The following is a 16,550-nucleotide window of genomic DNA, read 5'->3' on the forward strand; positions in this document are numbered from 1 at the left end:
ACGGGGACGGTGGGGTTCCGCGTGGGAGAGGCCCACTCCTCGGCCGGTCCGACCGTGGCCGGGTGGGATCACTCCTCGGACGCCACCGGCAACACCGCGGGCAACGCCGCCGCAGGCCGCTGCCAGCCGCGCGACCCACGGGCCCGCAGCCACGCCGTGGTCTCCCCCGGGGGCATCGCCGCGGCGACCAGCCACCCCTGCACGGCATCGCAGCCGAGGTCCCTCAACCGCTCCCACGTCTCGTCGTCCTCGACGCCCTCCGCGACCACGAGCAGCCCGAGGGAGTGCGCGAGGTCGACCGTGCAGCGCACGATCTCCGCGTCCTCCGTGTCCACCGCCAGCCGGGCCACGAACGACCGGTCGATCTTCAGCTCGCTCACGGGCAGGCGCCGCAGATGGACCAGCGAGGAGTAGCCGGTGCCGAAGTCGTCGAGGGACATCTTCACCCCGTGCCCGGTCAGCGCGTTGAGGGTGTCGGCGGCGCGCTGCGGGTCCTCCAGGAGGACGTGTTCCGTGATCTCGAGCTGGAGCGCCGCCGCGGGCACCCCGTGCCGTGCCAGCCGGGCCGCGACGGAGCCGGCGAAACCGGGGGTGTGCACGTCGCGTGGGGAGACGTTGACGGCCACCGGCACGTGCAGGCCCTGGGCGCGCCACCGGGCGACCTGGGCGAGGGCGGTGTCCAGCACGTACTCGGTGAGGTGGGGCATCAGCCCGGAGGACTCGGCTATGGCGATGAACTCGTCCGGCGGCACCTTCCCGCGCTCGGGATGCACCCACCGCACCAGCGCCTCCAGCCCGGCGACCTGTCCGTCGAAGCGGACCTTCGGCTGGTAGTGCAACTGGACCTCGTGCGCGTCGAGCGCGCGGCGCAGGTCGCCCAGCAGGCCGAGCCGGTCGGGTGTGTTGGAGTCGCGCTTGGACTCGTAGACCTCGACGCCCGTACGGTCCCGTTTGGCCTGGTACATGGCCACGTCCGCCCGCCGCAGCAGCCCCTCCGCGTCGAGCGCGTGGTCGGGGAAGACGGCCACCCCGGCGCTCGCCTCCAGGACGAGGGTGAGCCCGTCGAGGTCGAGCGGCGAGCCGAGGGCGGCGACGAGGCCGCGGGCGACGCGGGTCGCGGAGGTCGTGGAGTCCGCGACGGGCAGTAAGACGGCGAACTCGTCGCCGCCGAGCCGCGCGACCTCGGCCCCGCGCGGAAGGGCCAGCCGCAGCCGGTCGGCGATCTGGAGCAGCAGCCGGTCCCCGGCGAGATGACCGAGCGTGTCGTTGACCGACCGGAACCGGTCGAGGTCGATCAGCATCAGCGCGGCGCGGGCGCCGATCCGTTCGGCGTCGTCGAGGGCCGTCCAGATCCGTTCGCCGAGCCACTGGCGGTTGGGCAGCCCGGTGAGCGGGTCGCGCAACTGCTCCTCGGCGCGGGCGCGGGCCATCCACAGCGTGGAGTCGAGGGCGATGAGCGGGATGGCGAACAGCGGCAGCAGGATCGGCTCGGCCACGGCGACGACGCAGACCAGCGGGGCTATCCCCAGCAGGGCGACGGCGACCAGGCCCTGTCTGAGGAGGGCGGTACGGGCGACGGTGGGCAGACTGCCGGCGCGGGGGGTGTGCAGGTACCAGAGCAGGACGCGGGTGACGGCGAGGTAGGCGACGGCGACCAGCACCACCTGGGGAGCGGTGTAGACCGTCCAGGTGTCGGGGGTCCACGGCCGTTCGACGGACGGCACCCGCCCGCACGCGGCCAGCAGCAGCGCGCCCGTGCCGATGCCGAGGATGTCCACCGCGCCGTGCAGGACGCCCTGCCGCCAGCGGTGGCGGCGGGCCACCCCGACCAGGACGACGACGGTGAGGCTGACCAGGCCCGCGGACAGCCAGCCGTACAGCAGCAGGACGGCGAGGGTGAGGGCGGCTCCCGAGCCGGTACCGCCCCACCAGCGGGCCCGGCCGAGCATCACGAGGTGGCCGACGATGACGCCGGTCAGGACGGCGAGGGACCAGCCGACGGTGCCGGACGGGAAGAGGGCGTGGCTGGTGGTGAAGGCCCGGTAGAAGGCGGCGCCGAGGGCGAAGCCGGCGGCCGCGACGACGGCGGCCGGGAGCGCGGGCCAGGTCAGATGCCGTTCCGCGTCGACGTCGTACGGTCCGCGGGTGCCGGAGCCGGGCGGGAACGGGATGGCGGGGCGCGCGTCCGTCCGGGTGAGCGGGTCGCCGGCGCGGTCGGGTCGGTCCGGGGGCCGCTCCGACCACGCCACCCACCGGCTGCCCCACCAGGCGTCGGTGACCCGGCGCCGGGGCAGCCCGGTGTCCGGGGCGGCGCTCTCGGTCGGTTCCATTCCCGTCCCTCTCACAACCGGCGGTGCCCACGCCACGCGGTCCGCTGCCCGACTGCCTTTCGCCGGCGCCGCGTTGGAAGACCCTTCCCCCGGCTCCTCGGAAGCGCGGGGATGCCCCGGCCGCAGCGGGGCACGGCGGGCGCACCTCTCAACAGTAGGCCGCGGAAGGCTTCCACGGCAGCGCTCGTCGGCGGTTGCCCGAATGCGCCCCTGGCACCCGTAAGCATCTGGTATGCGCCGATCGGGTGGCCTTCAACCGCCGGTCCTCACGACTCGGGGACCGGCAGGGCGACTTCGGCGGCCGCCTCCGGTCCCTGTTCGAGCAGGACGGTGAAGCCGTCCTCGTCCAGCACCGGAACCTTGAGCTGCATCGCCTTGTCGTACTTCGATCCGGGGCTTTCACCCACTACGACGAACGACGTCTTCTTCGACACCGATCCGGTCACCTTCGCCCCACGGCTCTGGAGCGCGTCCTTGGCGCCGTCCCGCGTGAAGCGCTCCAGGGTGCCGGTGACCACGACGGTGAGGCCCTCCAGCGGCCGCGGACCCTCGTCTCCTGCCGAGCCCTCCTCCTCCATGCGGACGCCGGCGGCCTTCCACTTGCGCAGGATCTCGCGGTGCCAGTCCTCGGCGAACCATTCCTTGAGGGAGGCCGCGATGATCGGTCCGACGCCGTCGGTGCCGGCCAGCTCCTCCTCGCTCGCCTGCTCGATGCGGTCGATGGAGCGGAACTCGCGGGCCAGCGCCTCGGCCGCGACCGGCCCCACGTGCCGGATGGACAGGCCGGTGAGGACGCGGGCCAGCGGGCGCTCCTTGGCGGCCGCGATGGTGTCCAGCATGGCGAGCGCGTTCTTCTTCGGCTCGCCCTGCTGGTTGGCGAAGACGGTGGCGATCTTCTCCTCACCCGTCTTGGGGTCCCGCTTGGGCAGACCGCTGTCCTGGTCGAGGACGTACGCCTTGATGGGCAGCAGCCGCTCGATGGTGAGGTCGAACAGATCGCCCTCGTCGGCCAGCGGCGGTTCCCCGGGCTCCAGCGGCTTGGTGAGGGCGGCGGCGGCGACGTACCCGAAGTGGTCGATGTCCAGCGCCTTGCGGCCGGCGAGGTAGAAGAGGCGTTCGCGCAACTGGGCGGGACACGCTCGGGCGTTGGGGCAGCGCAGGTCGACGTCGCCCTCCTTCATCGGCCGCAGCGGGGTGCCGCACTCGGGGCACTCGGACGGCATCACGAACGCGCGCTCGCTGCCGTCCCGCAGGTCGGCGACCGGCCCGAGGATCTCCGGGATGACGTCACCCGCCTTGCGCAGCACCACGGTGTCGCCGATGAGGACGCCCTTGGCCTTGACGACGTCCTGGTTGTGCAGGGTCGCGAACTCGACCTCGGAACCGGCCACGGTCACCGGCTCGACCTGGGCGTACGGCGTGACGCGGCCGGTGCGGCCGACGCCCACGCGAATGTTGAGGAGCTTGGTGTTGACCTCCTCGGGCGCGTACTTGTACGCGATCGCCCAGCGTGGCGCGCGGGCCGTGGAGCCGAGCCGCCCCTGGAGCCGGATCTCGTCGAGCTTGACGACGACTCCGTCGATCTCGTGCTCCACGGAGTGCCGGTTCTCGCCGTAGTACGCGATGAACTCCCGTACGCCGTCGAGGCCGTCGACCACCTTGTTGTGCCGGGAGGTGGGCAGGCCCCAGGACTTGAGGAGGTCGTACGCCTCGGAGAGGCGGGTGAGGCCCTCGTAGCCCTCCAGGGCGCCGATGCCGTGGACGACCATGTGCAGGGGGCGGGTGGCGGTGACGCGCGGGTCCTTCTGGCGCAGTGAACCGGCCGCCGCGTTGCGCGGGTTGGCGAAGGGCTTGTCACCGGCCTCGACCAGACGGGCGTTCAGCTCCTCGAACTTCTCCATCGGGAAGTAGACCTCGCCGCGGATCTCGACGAGGGTGGGCACTCCGTCGCCGGTCAGCCGGTCGGGGATCTCCGCGATGGTGCGCACGTTGGGCGTGATGTCCTCGCCGGTACGGCCGTCGCCCCGGGTGGCCGCGCGGGTGAGCCTGCCGTGCTCGTACGTCAGGTTGACGGCGAGGCCGTCGACCTTCAGCTCGCACAGGAAGTGGTAGGCGGAGGCGCCGACGTCCTTGTGGACCCGCTCGGCCCAGGCGGCCAGCTCCAGATCGTCGAAGGCGTTGTCCAGCGAGAGCATGCGCTCGCGGTGCTGGACTGCGGTGAACTCCGTCTCGTACGCGCCCGCGACCTTCTGGGTGGGCGAGTCGGGGGTGCGCAGTCCGGGGTACCGCTCCTCCAGCGCCTCCAGGGAGCGCAGCAGGCGGTCGAACTCCGCGTCGCTGATGACGGGGGCGTCCTTCACGTAGTACCGGAAGCGGTGCTCCTCGATCTGCTCAGCGAGCTGCGCGTGCTTCTCCCGTGCCTCCGTGGGCACCGTCGTCTCCGCTTGCCTGTCGCCGGCCACCGTGTTGTCCTCCCGTCACTCTGGGTTGTCCGCGAGGGATCTCGCCGCCCGGACGCAGTGGGCGAGGGCCTGCCGCGCGTACGCGGGGGAAGCCCCCGCGAGGCCGCACGCCGGGGTGAGCGTCACCGCCTCCGCGAGGAGGTCCGGTCGCAGCCCCAGCCTGCGCCACAGCGTCCTGACACCCATGACGCTACCGGCAGGGTCCGACAATGCCGCGTCCGTGCCCGGCACGACACCGGCGAACAGTCGGGTACCCGCTTCCACGGCCTCTCCGATCGCGTCCTCGTCACGGTCGGTGAGGAGCGAGAAGTCGAACGACACGGCCGTCGCGCCGGCCCGGCGCAGGAGGTCGAACGGGACGTCCGGCGCGCACGAGTGCACCACGACGGGGCCGCCGTCGTGCACCCCGGCGACCTCGCGGAGCGTGGCCTCGACGACCTGGCGGTCCACGGCGCGGTAGGTGCGGTAGCCGCTGGCGGACCTGACCCGGCCGAGCAGTACGGCGGTGAGGGAGGGCTCGTCGAGCTGGAGGACGACCTGGGCGCCGGGGACACGGCGCCGTACCTCGGCGAGATGCAGACGCAGGCCCTCGGTGAGGGAGGCGGCGAGGTCGCGGCAGGCGCCGGGGTCGGAGAGGGCGGCCTCGCCGTTGCGCAGCTCAAGGGCGGCGGCGAGGCTCCACGGGCCGACGGCCTGCACCTTCACCTGTCCCTCGTACCCCTGGGTGGCCTCCTCCAGGGCGTCGAGGTCCTCCCGGAGCCAGGACCGGGCCCGCCGGGTGTCCCTGCCGGGGCGGTCGCCGAGGCGCCAGCCGCTGGGCTCCACGCGCGCGTACAGCTCGACGAGCATGCCGGCCGTGCGGCCGATCATGTCGGCGCCGGGCCCTCTGCCGGGCAGCTCGGCGAGAAAGGGGAAGTCCTCGAAGGACCCGGCGACCGTCCTGGCGGCCTCCCTGGCGTCACCGCCGGGCATGGAACCGATCCCCGTGGCGGGCCCGAACCTGAAGTGTGCGTTCACGGGCGGAAGCCTACGTACTGCGGGGGCTCCCCCACGCACCGCCGTGGCGGTCGGGCTCCGCTACCGGCCCGGCCGCACCGTCAGGTCGTTGACCTCCGCGTCCCGCGGCAGGTCGACGGCCATGAGGATGGTCGTCGCGACCGACTCGGGATCGATCCACTCGGCGGGGTCGTAGGCCCTCCCCTCCTGCTGGTGGACCTTGGCCTGCATGGGGCTGGCCGTACGGCCCGGGTACACGGAGGTCACCCGCACCCCGTGCCCGTGCTCCTCCGCGCGCAGGGAGTCCGCCAGCGCCTTCAGTCCGTGCTTGGAGGCGGCGTAGGCCGACCAGTCGGCGCCGGCCCGCAGCCCCGCCCCGGAGTTGACGAACACCACGTGCCCACGGGACGCCCGCAGCTGGGGCAGGAAGTGCCGGGTCAGTTCGGCGGGGGCGACGAGGTTGACGTTGAGCTGGTGACGCCACGACTTCGGGGTCAGCTCACCGACCGGCCCGAGGTCGACCACGCCGGCGACGTGCAGCAGCGAGTCCACCCGCTCCGGCAACGACTGGTGGGAGAAGGCCCAGCTGAGCCTGTCGGGATCCGCCAGGTCTCCGACGAGCGTGCGGGCCCCCGGGAACTCCGCCGCCAGTTCCTTCGCCCGGCCCGCGTCCCGCGCGTGCAGCACGAGTTCGTCCCCGCGCGCGTGGAGCCGGCGGGCGACGGCCGCACCGATGCCGGAGCCCGCTCCGGTGATCACATGAGTAGCCATGGTCGCCATGCTCGCATCAGCGCCCGGTCCACCGGTTCAGGAGATGCCCCGGCTCTCCTCCAGGTAGGCGAGGGCCCCGACCGGCTCCTCCGCGAAGAACACCAGGTCCGTGAGGGGCCGGGGCAGGAATCCCTCGGCCTCCATGCGCCGGAACTGCTCCTTGAGGCCGTCGTAGAAACCGGCGGTGTTCAGCAGGACGACGGGCATGTCGGTGTGGCCGTGCTTCTTCAGTTCCAGGATCTCGGTGGCCTCGTCCAGGGTTCCGGTTCCACCGACCATGACGACCACCGCGTCGGCCTTCTCCAGAAGCAGCCGTTTTCTTTCGGCGAGGTCGCGGGCGACGATCATCTCGTCGGCGCCGGGCCGGGCCTTGGCCGCGAGGAAGCCCACGGAGACGCCGCAGAGCCGGCCGCCGGCCTCCTGCACCCCGTCGGCGACCACCTTCATCAGCCCCACGTCGGAGCCGCCCCACACGAGGGTGTGGCCGCCCTTGCCGAGCAGTTCGGCGAAGTCGCGGGCGGGCCCGGTGTAGCGGTCGTCCAGGTCGGCGGCGGAGAGGAAGACACAGATGTGCATGCCGCCACGGTACGCGGGAACAACCGGCGGCCCGCGAGCGCTGTCCCGGCATGGCTGACGGACACACGATCACGATCGAGCAGGGCACCCGGCACGTGCGGGTCGTCCACGGGGACCAGGTGCTGGCCGAGACGGACCGGCCCCTGATCCTGCGGGAGACCGGTTGCCCGGCGCGGTACTACCTCCCTCCCGAGGACGTACGCCTGGACCTCCTCACCCCTTCCGACACCCACACGTACTGCCCGTTCAAGGGCACGGCGTCCTACTGGTCGCTGCCGGACGCGCCCGACCTCGTGTGGGCGTACTCCGACCCGAAACCGGACGTCGAACGGATCAAGGACCACCTGTGCTTCTACGAACCGGAAGTGTCGTAGGCCGATAACTTCCGTGTCCTGGGGCAGTCTGCACAGGCATGGACAAGAAGACCCTTTCCCGCGACGGCACCTCCCTCGCGTACGCCCGTGCCGGGCAGGGCCCCGCGGTCATCCTGGTGAGCGGGGCGATGTCGACGGGCGGCACGGTGGCGCCCCTGGCCGGGCTCCTCGCCCAGCACCACACCACCCTCTGGTACGACCGCCGGGGCCGCGGCGAGAGCGGCGACACGGCGCCGTACGCGGTGGAGCGCGAGGTCGAGGACCTGGCGGCGCTGATCGAGGCGGCGGGCGGCGAGGCGGCCCTGTACGGCGTCTCCTCGGGCGGTGCGCTGGCCCTGGAGGCGGCGGCCGCCGGCCTGCCGGTGAGCCGGGTGGCGGTGTACGAGGTGCCGTTCGCGGACTTCTCGGAGGGCGGCGCCGAGGAGCGCGCCGCCTACACCGAACACCTGACGCGGGCCCTGGCCCAGGACCACCGCGGTGACGCCGTGGAACTGTTCCTCCGCCTGACGGGCCTCGCGGAGGAGATGATCCACGGCGCCCGCCAGTCCCCGATGTGGCCCGCCATGGAGCAGATCGCCCCCAGCCTGGCCTACGACGACGCCGTCATGGGCGACGGCCTGGTCCCCCGGGAGCGGCTGGCCTCGATCGGCGTGCCGGTGCTGTCCCTGTCCGGCTCGGCCAGCCCGGAATGGATGCTCCGGGCCGCCCGAGCTGTCGCGGAGGCCGTCCCCGAGGGCACCCACCGTTCCCTGGAGGACCAGACCCACATGGTGGACCCGAACGTGCTGGCACCGGTACTCGCCGAGTTCCTCGCGCCGTAGGGCCAGCGGTCACACGGCGGCGGTCCGCGCGCGCGTGGTGGAGGCGATCGTCGCCGAGCCCACCACGCGCGTGCCGTCGTAGAGGACGACGGCCTGGCCGGGCGCGACGCCGCGGACCGGCTCGGTGAAGGTGACCTCGAGGGCGCCGTCGACGAGTTCGGCGGTGACCTCGGTCTCGCCGCCGTGCGCGCGGAGCTGGGCCGTGTACGTGCCGGGGCCGGTGGGGGCGGTGCCGCACCAGCGGGGCTTGATCGCGGTGAGGGCGGTGACGTCCAGGGCGGTCGCGGGTCCGACCGTCACCGTGTTGTCCACCGGTGAGATGTCGAGGACGTAGCGCGGCTTGCCGTCGGCGGCCGGGGTGCCGATGCGCAGGCCCTTGCGCTGGCCGATGGTGAAGCCGTACGCACCCTCGTGGGTGCCGATCCTGGCGCCGCTCTCGTCGACGATGTCGCCCTCCGCCTTGCCCAGCCGCTTGGCGAGGAAGCCCTGGGTGTCGCCGTCGGCGATGAAGCAGATGTCGTGCGAGTCGGGCTTCTTGGCGACCGCGAGACCGCGCCGCTCGGCCTCCGCGCGGATCTCGTCCTTGGTGGTGACGGTGTCGCCGAGGGGGAACAGGGCGTGGGCGAGCTGCCTGTCGTCCAGCACGCCGAGGACGTACGACTGGTCCTTGGCCATGTCGGAGGCGCGGTGCAGCTCGCGGCCGCCGTCCTCGCGGACGATCACCTTCGCGTAGTGGCCGGTGCAGACGGCGTCGAAGCCGAGCGCCAGGGCCTTGTCCAGGAGCGCCGCGAACTTGATCTTCTCGTTGCAGCGCAGGCAGGGGTTCGGCGTGCGGCCGGCCTCGTACTCGGCGACGAAGTCCTCGACGACGTCCTCGCGGAAGCGGTCGGCGAGGTCCCAGACGTAGAACGGGATGCCGATGACGTCGGCGGCGCGGCGGGCGTCGCGGGAGTCCTCGATCGTGCAACAGCCCCGCGCGCCCGTGCGGAAGGATTGGGGGTTCGCGGAGAGCGCGAGGTGGACACCGGTGACGTCATGGCCGGCTTCCGTGGCACGGGCGGCGGCGACGGCGGAGTCCACCCCGCCGGACATGGCGGCGAGGACGCGGAGGGGGCGCTGCGAGGTCTCAGTCATAACCCTTCCAGGGTACGGGGCGCCGGGAACCGGGGCCCGCGAGTATCCGTTGTGGATCTCGAGGGGCGAGGAAGGGCGGGGCGGAGATGGGTGCGGAGACGGGTGTCGGGGTGGGGTCCGGGGCGTCGGGGAAGGACGCGGACCGGCGGATCGGGCGGCGTGCGCTGCTGGTGGGCGGCCTGGCCGCCGCCGTCGGGACGGGCGTGCTGGCGCGGGACGAGCTGGCCAGGCTGTGGTGGCGCATGCCGGGGGTGGAGAAGGCGCGGGTGGAGGGTGCGGTCGATTTCCGCGGCGCGCGGTGGCTGGCCGCCTCGACCGGCAACTTCCGGTGGGCGGACCGCCCTGACGACTACGGGGTGGACATGGTGGTCATCCATGTCACCCAGGGCAGTCTGGCGAGCGCCGTGAAGGTCTTCCAGGACCCGGCCCACCGGGCGGCGGCCCACTACATCGTCGGCAAGGACGGCCGGATCACGCAGATGATCCGCGAGCTGGACGTGGCGTACCACGCGGGCAACCGCGCGTACAACGAGCGCAGTGTCGGCATAGAGCACGAGGGCTTCGTGGACCGCCCGAAGGACTTCACCGACGCGATGTACACCGCCTCCGCGCGGCTGACGGCCGGGATCTGCCGGCGGTACGGCATACCCATGGACCGCGAGCACGTCATCGGCCATGTGGAGGTGCCGGGGACGGATCACACCGACCCCGGTGAGCACTGGGACTGGGACCGGTACATGCGGCTGGTGCGGGAGGCGCACGCGGCCGTCCGACTCCCCGCTCGGCTCAGGTGAGTCCGGCCGCGCGGGCCCGTTCCACCGCCGGCCCTATGGCCTTGGCGACCGCCTCCACGTCGGCCTCGGTGGAGGTGTGGCCGAGGGAGAAGCGGAGGGTGCCGCGGGCCAGGTCGGGGTCGGTGCCGGTGGCCAGCAGGACGTGGCTCGGCTGGGCGACGCCCGCGGTGCACGCGGAGCCGGTGGAGCACTCGATGCCCTGGGCGTCCAGCAGGAGGAGCAGGGAGTCGCCCTCGCAGCCGGGGAAGGTGAAGTGGGCGTTGGCGGGAAGGCGGCCCTCCGGTGCCGGGTCGCCGCCGAGGATCGCGTCCGGGACGGCGGTACGGACCGCGGCGGCCAGGGCGTCGCGCAGGGCGCCGATCTCCCGGGCGAACCGTTCGCGCCGTTCGGCCGCGAGGCGTCCGGCGACCGCGAAGGAGGCGATCGCGGGGACGTCGAGGGTGCCGGAGCGGACGTGCCGTTCCTGACCGCCGCCGTGCAGCACGGGTACGGGGGTGTGCTCGCGGCCCAGGAGGAGGGCGCCGATGCCGTAGGGGCCGCCGATCTTGTGGCCGGAGACCGTCATCGCGGCGAGGCCGGAGGCGGCGAAGTCGACGGGGATCTGGCCGAAGGCCTGGACGGCGTCCGCGTGCAGGGGGACGCCGAACTCGGCGGCGGCCTCGGCCAGTTCGCGGACCGGCATGACCGTGCCGATCTCGTTGTTCGCCCACATGACCGTGGCGAGGGCCACGTCGTCGGGGTCGCGGGCGACGGCCTCGCGCAGTGCGTCGGGGTGGACCCTTCCGTGGGCGTCCACCGGGAGGTACTCGACCGTCGCGCCCTCGTGCTCGCCGAGCCAGTGCACGGCGTCCAGGACGGCGTGGTGCTCGACGGGGCTGGCGAGGACGCGCGTCCGGGCGGGGTCGGCGGCGCGGCGGGACCAGTACAGGCCCTTCACCGCGAGGTTGTCGGCCTCGGTGCCGCCGGAGGTGAAGACCACCTCGCTGGGGCGGGCGCCGAGTGCCTCCGCGAGGGCCTCGCGGGCTTCCTCGACCGTACGGCGGGCCCGGCGGCCGGCCGCGTGGAGGGAGGAGGCGTTGCCGGTGACGCCCAGGTGGGCGGTGAGTGCCTCTGCCGCCTCCGGGAGCATGGGCGTGGTCGCGGCGTGGTCGAGGTATGCCATGGTGAGCCGATTCTACGGCGCGGCGTCCTCGGACCCGGGATCAGGTGACCCCGGGCCGCGGCCGGGCGGCGCGCCTTGCCCCTGCCGGGCGCGGGCCGGGCGGCGAGGAGCCGACTGAGGGGCTGCCCCGGACCGGCGAGCCCCGGCCACCATCAGGCCTACCGCGCGCGGGCCGGGCGGCGGACCTCAGAAGCTCCAGGACACCGTCGAGTCCGCCTGCATGAAGGCTGCCAGGACGACCAGGTCGGCCATGCCGAGGGTGAGGCCCAGGGCGGCTCGGCCGCGGCGCTTCGTGCCTCGCCACAGGGCCACCGAGGCCAGGATGATGGCTATCGGGCCGAGGAAGACGTTGAGGACCAGAAGGCCGACGAGACCCAGGATGAAGGACGCGACGGCCATGCCGTCGGTGTCGCGGATGCCCGTGCGGCGCGTGGCCGGTGCGGTGAGCTGCATGTCGATCGTTCCTTCCGTCAGTGGGTCGAGGTGTGGCGGCGGTGGCCGTGGCGCTCGCGCAGCGCGAAGATGCCGAGCCACGCGGCGATCACGGCGGCGGCGGCGAGGCTGAAGCCGAGCGGCGCGTGGGCCACGGTGCCCATGACGACGCCGAGCAGCAGAAGTGCGGCGACGAGGAACAGCATGGGATCGATCCCCTCCGGGACGGTTGGCGTGTCCGTCTCTCGTGACGTTTGGGTGAACAGTTGTGGTTACAGTTGTTCACTGACTCTGGAGTCTAGCGTGTCTCACGGCTTTGCAATTACAGAGAACAGTTGTTAACTGGATGACATGAGTCACACCCTTGGCATCCGGCAGGCCCAGAAGCAGAAGACCCGGCAGGCGCTCCTGGAGGCCGCACTGGGGCTACTGGAGGACCAGAGCCTGAGCAGCCTCGGCCTGCGCGAGGTCACCCGCGCCGTCGGCGTCGCCCCGACCGCCTTCTACCGGCACTTCCGCTCCATCGCGGACCTGGGCGTGGCCCTGGTCGAGGAGGCGCTGGGCAGCCTGCACGCCATGATCCGGACCACGGTGACCACGGCCGACACCAGCGACGAACGCATCGCGCGGGCCGTCGACCTGATCGCCCGTCACGTCCACGCGTACCCCGCACACGTCCGTTTTATCGCCCGCGAGCGACATGGCGGGGTTCAGCCGGTCCGGGAGGCGATCCGGGACCAACTCGGACGGTTCGCCGAGGAGGTGAAGACCGAGCTGGCCAAGGACCCCGCGGCCGAGGGATGGAGCGAGGACGACCTGCTGATGCTGTCGCACCTCTACGTCGACCAGATGCTCATCACGGGCTCACTCTTCCTGGAGGCGCGAGAGGCCCAGGAGTCCGGCAAGGCCTCGGCGGAGGACCTGGACCGCGTCGTCCGGCTCGCGACCCGTCAGATGCGGCTCATCAGCATCGGCCGCCAACACTGGCTCGACTCCTGAGCCGGCGGAATCCCGGCACAGGCGGTACGCGCGGACACACCGCACCTCCGTTTCCACGCGATAGATCCGGTGCTCCCGGTACGCCTCATACGCTCGGCCTGGCTCGCCCTGGCCGATACAGGCGGCACACGCGGCATCCCGGAGAAGGGCGCGAACGCGAAGGGCGGCCACTCGGCTCCGAGTGACCGCCCTTGGCCCACGAACACGTCGGCGGTGCAGCCCTGTTGCCGCCCTGCCGAATCGACTACCCCTGGCCACCGCCGGTCCGGCCGCCGCCCGGCCCGCCACCGCAGCCGCCGCCCTGTCCCCCACCGGGACCACCCTGCCCGCCCCCGCCGGGCCCGCCGCTCGGCATGCCCGACGGGGCACCGGTCGGCACGCCCGTCGGAGTCCCGGTCGGAGTGCCGCTCGGGGCAGCACCCGTCGGGGCCCCGGAGGCAGCGACCCCCGAGGCAGCGCCGGACGGCGCCCCCGACGGCGCTCCGCCGGGCAGCCCACTGGGTCCCCCACTGGGCCGTCCGCACGTCTCCTGCCCTGACGTGCCGCCGTTCGACGACGCCGAGTCGTCCGATCCGCAGGCCACCAGGGCGAGCGGCATGAGCGCCAGCAGGGCGGTCGCGGGGAGGAGACGTACCGGCACGATCGGCGCACGCTTCATGAGAGACAGCTCCAGATGGGATGAGGAAGGTCTGAGACCGTCACTCAACCAACGCCGCTTGGGCCTTCCTTGGGCTGCCTCTGTCCGTCGCCTGTCAATCGGGCAAAGCGCGGGCCAAGACGCCCCGCCGGCCCGGTGGCCGGCCGGAAGCGCCGTCACCCGGGGCCGGAGGGAGCGCCGTCACCCAGGGCCGGAGGGAGCGCCGTCACCCGAGGCGCACGCGCGCCAGTTGCCGCGACTGGGCCACCAGCCGGTCCTCGCTGTCCCACACCTCGCCGTCCTCCTCCAGGAAGCCGCCCGCGAGGTTGCGGGTGGTGAGGGAGACGCGCACGGGGCCGGGGGCCGGGCGGCGGCGGACGTGGACGGTCAGCTCGATCGTCGGGACCCAGCCGGCGATGCCGAGGTCGAAGGCGGTGGGCGGCAGGGCGTCCACCGCGAGCAGCAGGGAGAGCGGATCGGCGTCCCGGCCGTCGGCGAGCCCGAACCAGGCCCGCATCTCACCCTTGCCGGAGGGCTGTCCGAGCGCCCAGCCGACGGTCGAGGGGTCGAGTTTGAGCATCAGCCGCTCGGCGATGGGCTGCTGGTCGGCGTCGGGGGCCGGGGCGGGCCCGTCCTCGGGCCCGAAGCACTGGCCGATCGGCGGGAGGGCGGGCGGCTTCGCGGAGGTGCGGACGTCGTCGGGGAGGGTGTCGAGGTCGCCGTAGGAGGCGAGGACGCGGATCCGTTCGACCTCGCGGCCCTCCTCGTCGCGCTGGAAAAGGGAGGCCTGGCCGGTGGAGAGGGTGCGGCCGGCGCGGACGGTCTCGGTGCGGACGACCGCCGGGCCGGGGCGCGAGGCGCTCAGGTAGTGCGCGGTGACGGTGAAGGGGTCGCCGTGCGGCAGGGCGTCGGCGAGCGCGCGGCCCAGCACGGCGAGCAGGTAACCGCCGTTGACGGCACCGAAGACGGTCCAGCCGGCCGAGAGGTCGGTGTCGTACACGCCGGGCTCGCGGAGGGTGACGGCGGTGTCCCGGTCGAACTCGCTGTCGCCGAGGGCGGCGGGGGCGATGGCTGCTTCAGGCATGCGTGAACGGTACAACAGCCAATTACTAAGCGGTAGCTTTCCTCCTCGGCACCCTCACCGCTCCCAGGTGAACGGCGGGCAATTTCCCGGTAAGTGTCCGCACTCGTCCGTAAACCTCGGGCCCACGTTTTCCCTCTGCACAGACATGAGCCTGACCGGGACCCCGTTCCTCTACACGCTGATCGCGCTGTCCGTCGTCGCCGTCGCCGTGCCGCTGCTGTGGTGGTCACGGCTGCGCGGACCCCGGATCCTGCGCGCCGCCGCCCGGATGCTGATGCTGATGTTCGCCCAGGGCACGGCCGTCGCGCTGGTCTTCGTGCTGGTCAACAACGCCAACAACCTCTACGACGACTGGGCCGACCTGCTCGGCACCGGCACCCATGTGCGGCAGGCCGCCGATCTGGGCGTCGACGGCACCGGCGGCATCGCCCTGGAGCGGCTGCCCCGGGTCCGGCAGACGTTCACCGGCGCCGACGGGCCCGGTATGCACGCGGCCGGCGGGGTGCGCGTCACCGAACTGCGGGGCCGCGTCTCCGGCGTGACCGCCGAGGTCTACGTGTGGCTGCCCCCGCAGTACGACGACCCCGCCTACCGGCACCGCGAGTTCCCCGTCGTGGAACTGCTGCCGGGCTACCCCGGATCGCCGAAGTCGTGGTTCGGGGCACTGGGCGTGCACGAGCAGCTGCTGCCGCTGATGCGCCAGGGCACGGTGGCACCGTTCATCCTGGTCGCGCCGCGCACCACGCTCCTGCCCGGCGTGGACACCGGCTGCGCCAACGTGCCCGGCACGGTCAACGCCGATTCCTGGCTGAGCCTCGACGTGCCGAAGATGGTGAGGGACAACTTCCGTGCCCAGCCGGCCCCGCGGGGCTGGGCGGTCGCCGGGTACTCGGCGGGGGCCCACTGCGCGGCCAAACTGGCCGTCTCCCATCCGGACCGCTTCCGGGCGGCGGTCAGCATGTCCGGCTACAACGACCCGATCGGCGAACGCGACTCGCTCACCGCGCAGAACCCGACCCTGCGCCGGGCGAACAACCCCTGTCTGGTGCTGCGCGCGGCGCCCGCGGCGCCCGCCGTCGCGCTCTACGTCTCCGGCCAGCCGCACGACGGCTACGAGGCGGGCCTCGCCCTCCAGCGGGCGGCGAAGGCCCCGACGGCCGTGCACGTCGTCTACATCCCGAAAAGCGCCGGCGGTCACAACATGGCGCTGTGGCGACCGCAGGTGGTGCCCGCCTTCCGCTGGCTGACCACCCAGCTGGGCCGGCGTGGCCCTGCCGGTGGCGCTACTCCTCCCGCACCGTCGAGCGACGGTTCCACGCACGCGGCGCTCGCCAGTGGAACCGCATCGCGAGCAGCCGCAGGACGAAGGCCGTGAGGGCGGCCACTCCACTGGCCAGCGGGGTGAGGACGTCGTAACGGAGGCAGACCGCCACCATCGTGGCGCCGACGATCGCCGGGACCGCGTAGAGGTCACGGTCCCAGCGCAGCAGTGAGGGCACCTCGTTGGCGAGGACGTCGCGCAGCACACCGCCGCCGACGGCGGTGGCCAGTCCCAGGGCCGCGGAGGCGGTGAGGCCCAGGCCGTGGTCGTACGCCTTCACGGTGCCCGAGACGCAGAACAGGCCGAGGCCCGCAGCGTCGAAGACGTTGACGCCGGACTGGATGCGTTCCACGTGCGGGTGCAGGAAGAAGACGAGGAGGGCGGCGAGCAGCGGGGTGAGGAAGTAGCCCAGGTCCGTGAAGGCGGCGGGCGGCACGGCCCCGATGATCACGTCCCGGAAGATGCCGCCGCCCAGCGCGGTCACCTCGGCGAGGACGCCGATACCGAAGACGTCGAAGTTCTTCCGCACGGCCAGCAGTGCGCCCGAGATCGCGAAGACGAAGATGCCGATCAGGTCGAGCGTGTGCTGGACGGATGGGCTGAAGAGTTGGTGGAGCACCCCACCATTCTCACCCAGCACAGAGCCCCTGCCTTACA

Annotated in this window: 16 protein-coding genes; 5 read left to right on the top strand and 11 right to left on the bottom strand. The window is 72.8% G+C overall.

The window, feature by feature from the left end; genetic code table 11:
* Positions 1–68 precede the first annotated feature (68 nt).
* From ACFYO5_RS32870 to ACFYO5_RS32890, 5 genes are all read right to left on the bottom strand, one after another.
* Entirely contained in the window at positions 69–2,330 is a 2,262-nt protein-coding gene (locus tag ACFYO5_RS32870; protein WP_388715846.1) for a putative bifunctional diguanylate cyclase/phosphodiesterase, read from the bottom strand.
* Positions 2,331–2,596: 266 nt separating this feature from the next.
* Positions 2,597–4,792 (bottom strand): NAD-dependent DNA ligase LigA, encoded by a 2,196-nt coding sequence (ligA, locus tag ACFYO5_RS32875; RefSeq protein WP_356562130.1) that lies wholly within the window; start codon positions 4,790–4,792, stop codon positions 2,597–2,599.
* 15 nt (positions 4,793–4,807) lie between these two features.
* Positions 4,808–5,809 carry a methionine synthase gene (locus ACFYO5_RS32880; RefSeq protein ID WP_388715849.1) on the bottom strand — a complete coding sequence of 334 codons (1,002 nt, stop codon included), beginning with the start codon at positions 5,807–5,809 and terminating at the stop codon, positions 4,808–4,810.
* A gap of 60 nt (positions 5,810–5,869) precedes the next feature.
* A complete protein-coding gene (locus tag ACFYO5_RS32885; protein WP_356562133.1) occupies positions 5,870–6,568 on the bottom strand; it encodes an SDR family oxidoreductase in 699 nt (232 codons plus the stop codon).
* Between the two features lie 27 nt (positions 6,569–6,595).
* On the bottom strand, positions 6,596–7,135 hold the full coding sequence (locus tag ACFYO5_RS32890) for a TIGR00730 family Rossman fold protein (protein ID WP_388715852.1): 540 nt from the start codon (positions 7,133–7,135) through the stop codon (positions 6,596–6,598).
* Positions 7,136–7,185: 50 nt separating this feature from the next.
* Here ACFYO5_RS32890 and ACFYO5_RS32895 point away from each other — a divergent pair, with 50 nt between their 5' ends.
* Together ACFYO5_RS32895 and ACFYO5_RS32900 are read left to right on the top strand one after the other, a co-directional pair.
* Positions 7,186–7,509 carry a DUF427 domain-containing protein gene (locus ACFYO5_RS32895; protein ID WP_388715855.1) on the top strand — a complete coding sequence of 108 codons (324 nt, stop codon included), beginning with the start codon at positions 7,186–7,188 and terminating at the stop codon, positions 7,507–7,509.
* 38 nt (positions 7,510–7,547) lie between these two features.
* Positions 7,548–8,330 carry an alpha/beta fold hydrolase gene (locus ACFYO5_RS32900; protein WP_388715858.1) on the top strand — a complete coding sequence of 261 codons (783 nt, stop codon included), beginning with the start codon at positions 7,548–7,550 and terminating at the stop codon, positions 8,328–8,330.
* 9 nt (positions 8,331–8,339) lie between these two features.
* On the opposite strand, the gene mnmA is transcribed toward ACFYO5_RS32900, so the two are convergent.
* Positions 8,340–9,464, bottom strand: a complete 1,125-nt coding sequence (mnmA, locus tag ACFYO5_RS32905) for a tRNA 2-thiouridine(34) synthase MnmA (protein ID WP_388715861.1) — start codon at positions 9,462–9,464, stop codon at positions 8,340–8,342.
* A gap of 86 nt (positions 9,465–9,550) precedes the next feature.
* On the opposite strand from mnmA, the gene ACFYO5_RS32910 reads away from it, so the two are divergent.
* A complete protein-coding gene (locus tag ACFYO5_RS32910) occupies positions 9,551–10,258 on the top strand; it encodes an N-acetylmuramoyl-L-alanine amidase (RefSeq protein WP_388715864.1) in 708 nt (235 codons plus the stop codon).
* On the opposite strand, the gene ACFYO5_RS32915 is transcribed toward ACFYO5_RS32910, so the two are convergent.
* The 3 genes from ACFYO5_RS32915 to ACFYO5_RS32925 all read right to left on the bottom strand — a co-directional run bounded on the left by ACFYO5_RS32915 (position 10,251) and on the right by ACFYO5_RS32925 (position 12,058).
* Complete coding sequence (locus ACFYO5_RS32915) at positions 10,251–11,420, bottom strand: cysteine desulfurase family protein (RefSeq protein ID WP_388715867.1); 1,170 nt, start codon at positions 11,418–11,420, stop codon at positions 10,251–10,253. The genes ACFYO5_RS32910 and ACFYO5_RS32915 overlap by 8 nt on opposite strands.
* Before the next feature lie 186 nt (positions 11,421–11,606).
* Positions 11,607–11,873 (bottom strand): DUF4190 domain-containing protein, encoded by a 267-nt coding sequence (locus ACFYO5_RS32920; protein WP_356562143.1) that lies wholly within the window; start codon positions 11,871–11,873, stop codon positions 11,607–11,609.
* 17 nt (positions 11,874–11,890) lie between these two features.
* On the bottom strand, positions 11,891–12,058 hold the full coding sequence (locus tag ACFYO5_RS32925) for a hypothetical protein (protein ID WP_388715870.1): 168 nt from the start codon (positions 12,056–12,058) through the stop codon (positions 11,891–11,893).
* A gap of 145 nt (positions 12,059–12,203) precedes the next feature.
* Here ACFYO5_RS32925 and ACFYO5_RS32930 point away from each other — a divergent pair, with 145 nt between their 5' ends.
* On the top strand, positions 12,204–12,851 hold the full coding sequence (locus tag ACFYO5_RS32930; protein WP_356562145.1) for a TetR family transcriptional regulator: 648 nt from the start codon (positions 12,204–12,206) through the stop codon (positions 12,849–12,851).
* Between the two features lie 863 nt (positions 12,852–13,714).
* Here ACFYO5_RS32930 and ACFYO5_RS32935 read toward each other — a convergent pair.
* Positions 13,715–14,572 (bottom strand): thioesterase family protein, encoded by an 858-nt coding sequence (locus ACFYO5_RS32935; RefSeq protein ID WP_388715873.1) that lies wholly within the window; start codon positions 14,570–14,572, stop codon positions 13,715–13,717.
* A gap of 145 nt (positions 14,573–14,717) precedes the next feature.
* Here ACFYO5_RS32935 and ACFYO5_RS32940 point away from each other — a divergent pair, with 145 nt between their 5' ends.
* Positions 14,718–15,947: an alpha/beta hydrolase gene (locus ACFYO5_RS32940; protein WP_388715876.1), complete on the top strand. Its 1,230-nt coding sequence runs from the start codon at positions 14,718–14,720 to the stop codon at positions 15,945–15,947.
* On the opposite strand, the gene ACFYO5_RS32945 is transcribed toward ACFYO5_RS32940, so the two are convergent.
* On the bottom strand, positions 15,856–16,512 hold the full coding sequence (locus ACFYO5_RS32945; RefSeq protein ID WP_388715879.1) for a trimeric intracellular cation channel family protein: 657 nt from the start codon (positions 16,510–16,512) through the stop codon (positions 15,856–15,858). The genes ACFYO5_RS32940 and ACFYO5_RS32945 overlap by 92 nt on opposite strands.
* Positions 16,513–16,550 lie beyond the last annotated feature (38 nt).

The organism is Streptomyces sp. NPDC006259 (assembly GCF_042870975.1).
In the GTDB taxonomy this organism is placed as follows: Bacteria; Actinomycetota; Actinomycetes; order Streptomycetales; family Streptomycetaceae; genus Streptomyces.

Excerpts from the sequence above, each read along its gene's own strand:
- ACFYO5_RS32870 (WP_388715846.1), bottom strand. The coding sequence starts at position 2,330 with ATGGAACCGACCGAGAGCGCCGCCCCGGACACCGGGCTGCCCCGGCGC.
- ACFYO5_RS32885 (WP_356562133.1), bottom strand. The coding sequence starts at position 6,568 with ATGGCGACCATGGCTACTCATGTGATCACCGGAGCGGGCTCCGGCATC.
- ACFYO5_RS32890 (WP_388715852.1), bottom strand. The coding sequence starts at position 7,135 with ATGCACATCTGTGTCTTCCTCTCCGCCGCCGACCTGGACGACCGCTAC.
- ACFYO5_RS32895 (WP_388715855.1), top strand. The coding sequence starts at position 7,186 with ATGGCTGACGGACACACGATCACGATCGAGCAGGGCACCCGGCACGTG.
- ACFYO5_RS32900 (WP_388715858.1), top strand. The coding sequence starts at position 7,548 with ATGGACAAGAAGACCCTTTCCCGCGACGGCACCTCCCTCGCGTACGCC.
- mnmA (WP_388715861.1), bottom strand. The coding sequence starts at position 9,464 with ATGACTGAGACCTCGCAGCGCCCCCTCCGCGTCCTCGCCGCCATGTCC.
- ACFYO5_RS32910 (WP_388715864.1), top strand. The coding sequence starts at position 9,551 with ATGGGTGCGGAGACGGGTGTCGGGGTGGGGTCCGGGGCGTCGGGGAAG.
- ACFYO5_RS32915 (WP_388715867.1), bottom strand. The coding sequence starts at position 11,420 with ATGGCATACCTCGACCACGCCGCGACCACGCCCATGCTCCCGGAGGCG.
- ACFYO5_RS32920 (WP_356562143.1), bottom strand. The coding sequence starts at position 11,873 with ATGCAGCTCACCGCACCGGCCACGCGCCGCACGGGCATCCGCGACACC.
- ACFYO5_RS32925 (WP_388715870.1), bottom strand. The coding sequence starts at position 12,058 with ATGCTGTTCCTCGTCGCCGCACTTCTGCTGCTCGGCGTCGTCATGGGC.
- ACFYO5_RS32930 (WP_356562145.1), top strand. The coding sequence starts at position 12,204 with ATGAGTCACACCCTTGGCATCCGGCAGGCCCAGAAGCAGAAGACCCGG.
- ACFYO5_RS32935 (WP_388715873.1), bottom strand. The coding sequence starts at position 14,572 with ATGCCTGAAGCAGCCATCGCCCCCGCCGCCCTCGGCGACAGCGAGTTC.
- ACFYO5_RS32940 (WP_388715876.1), top strand. The coding sequence starts at position 14,718 with ATGAGCCTGACCGGGACCCCGTTCCTCTACACGCTGATCGCGCTGTCC.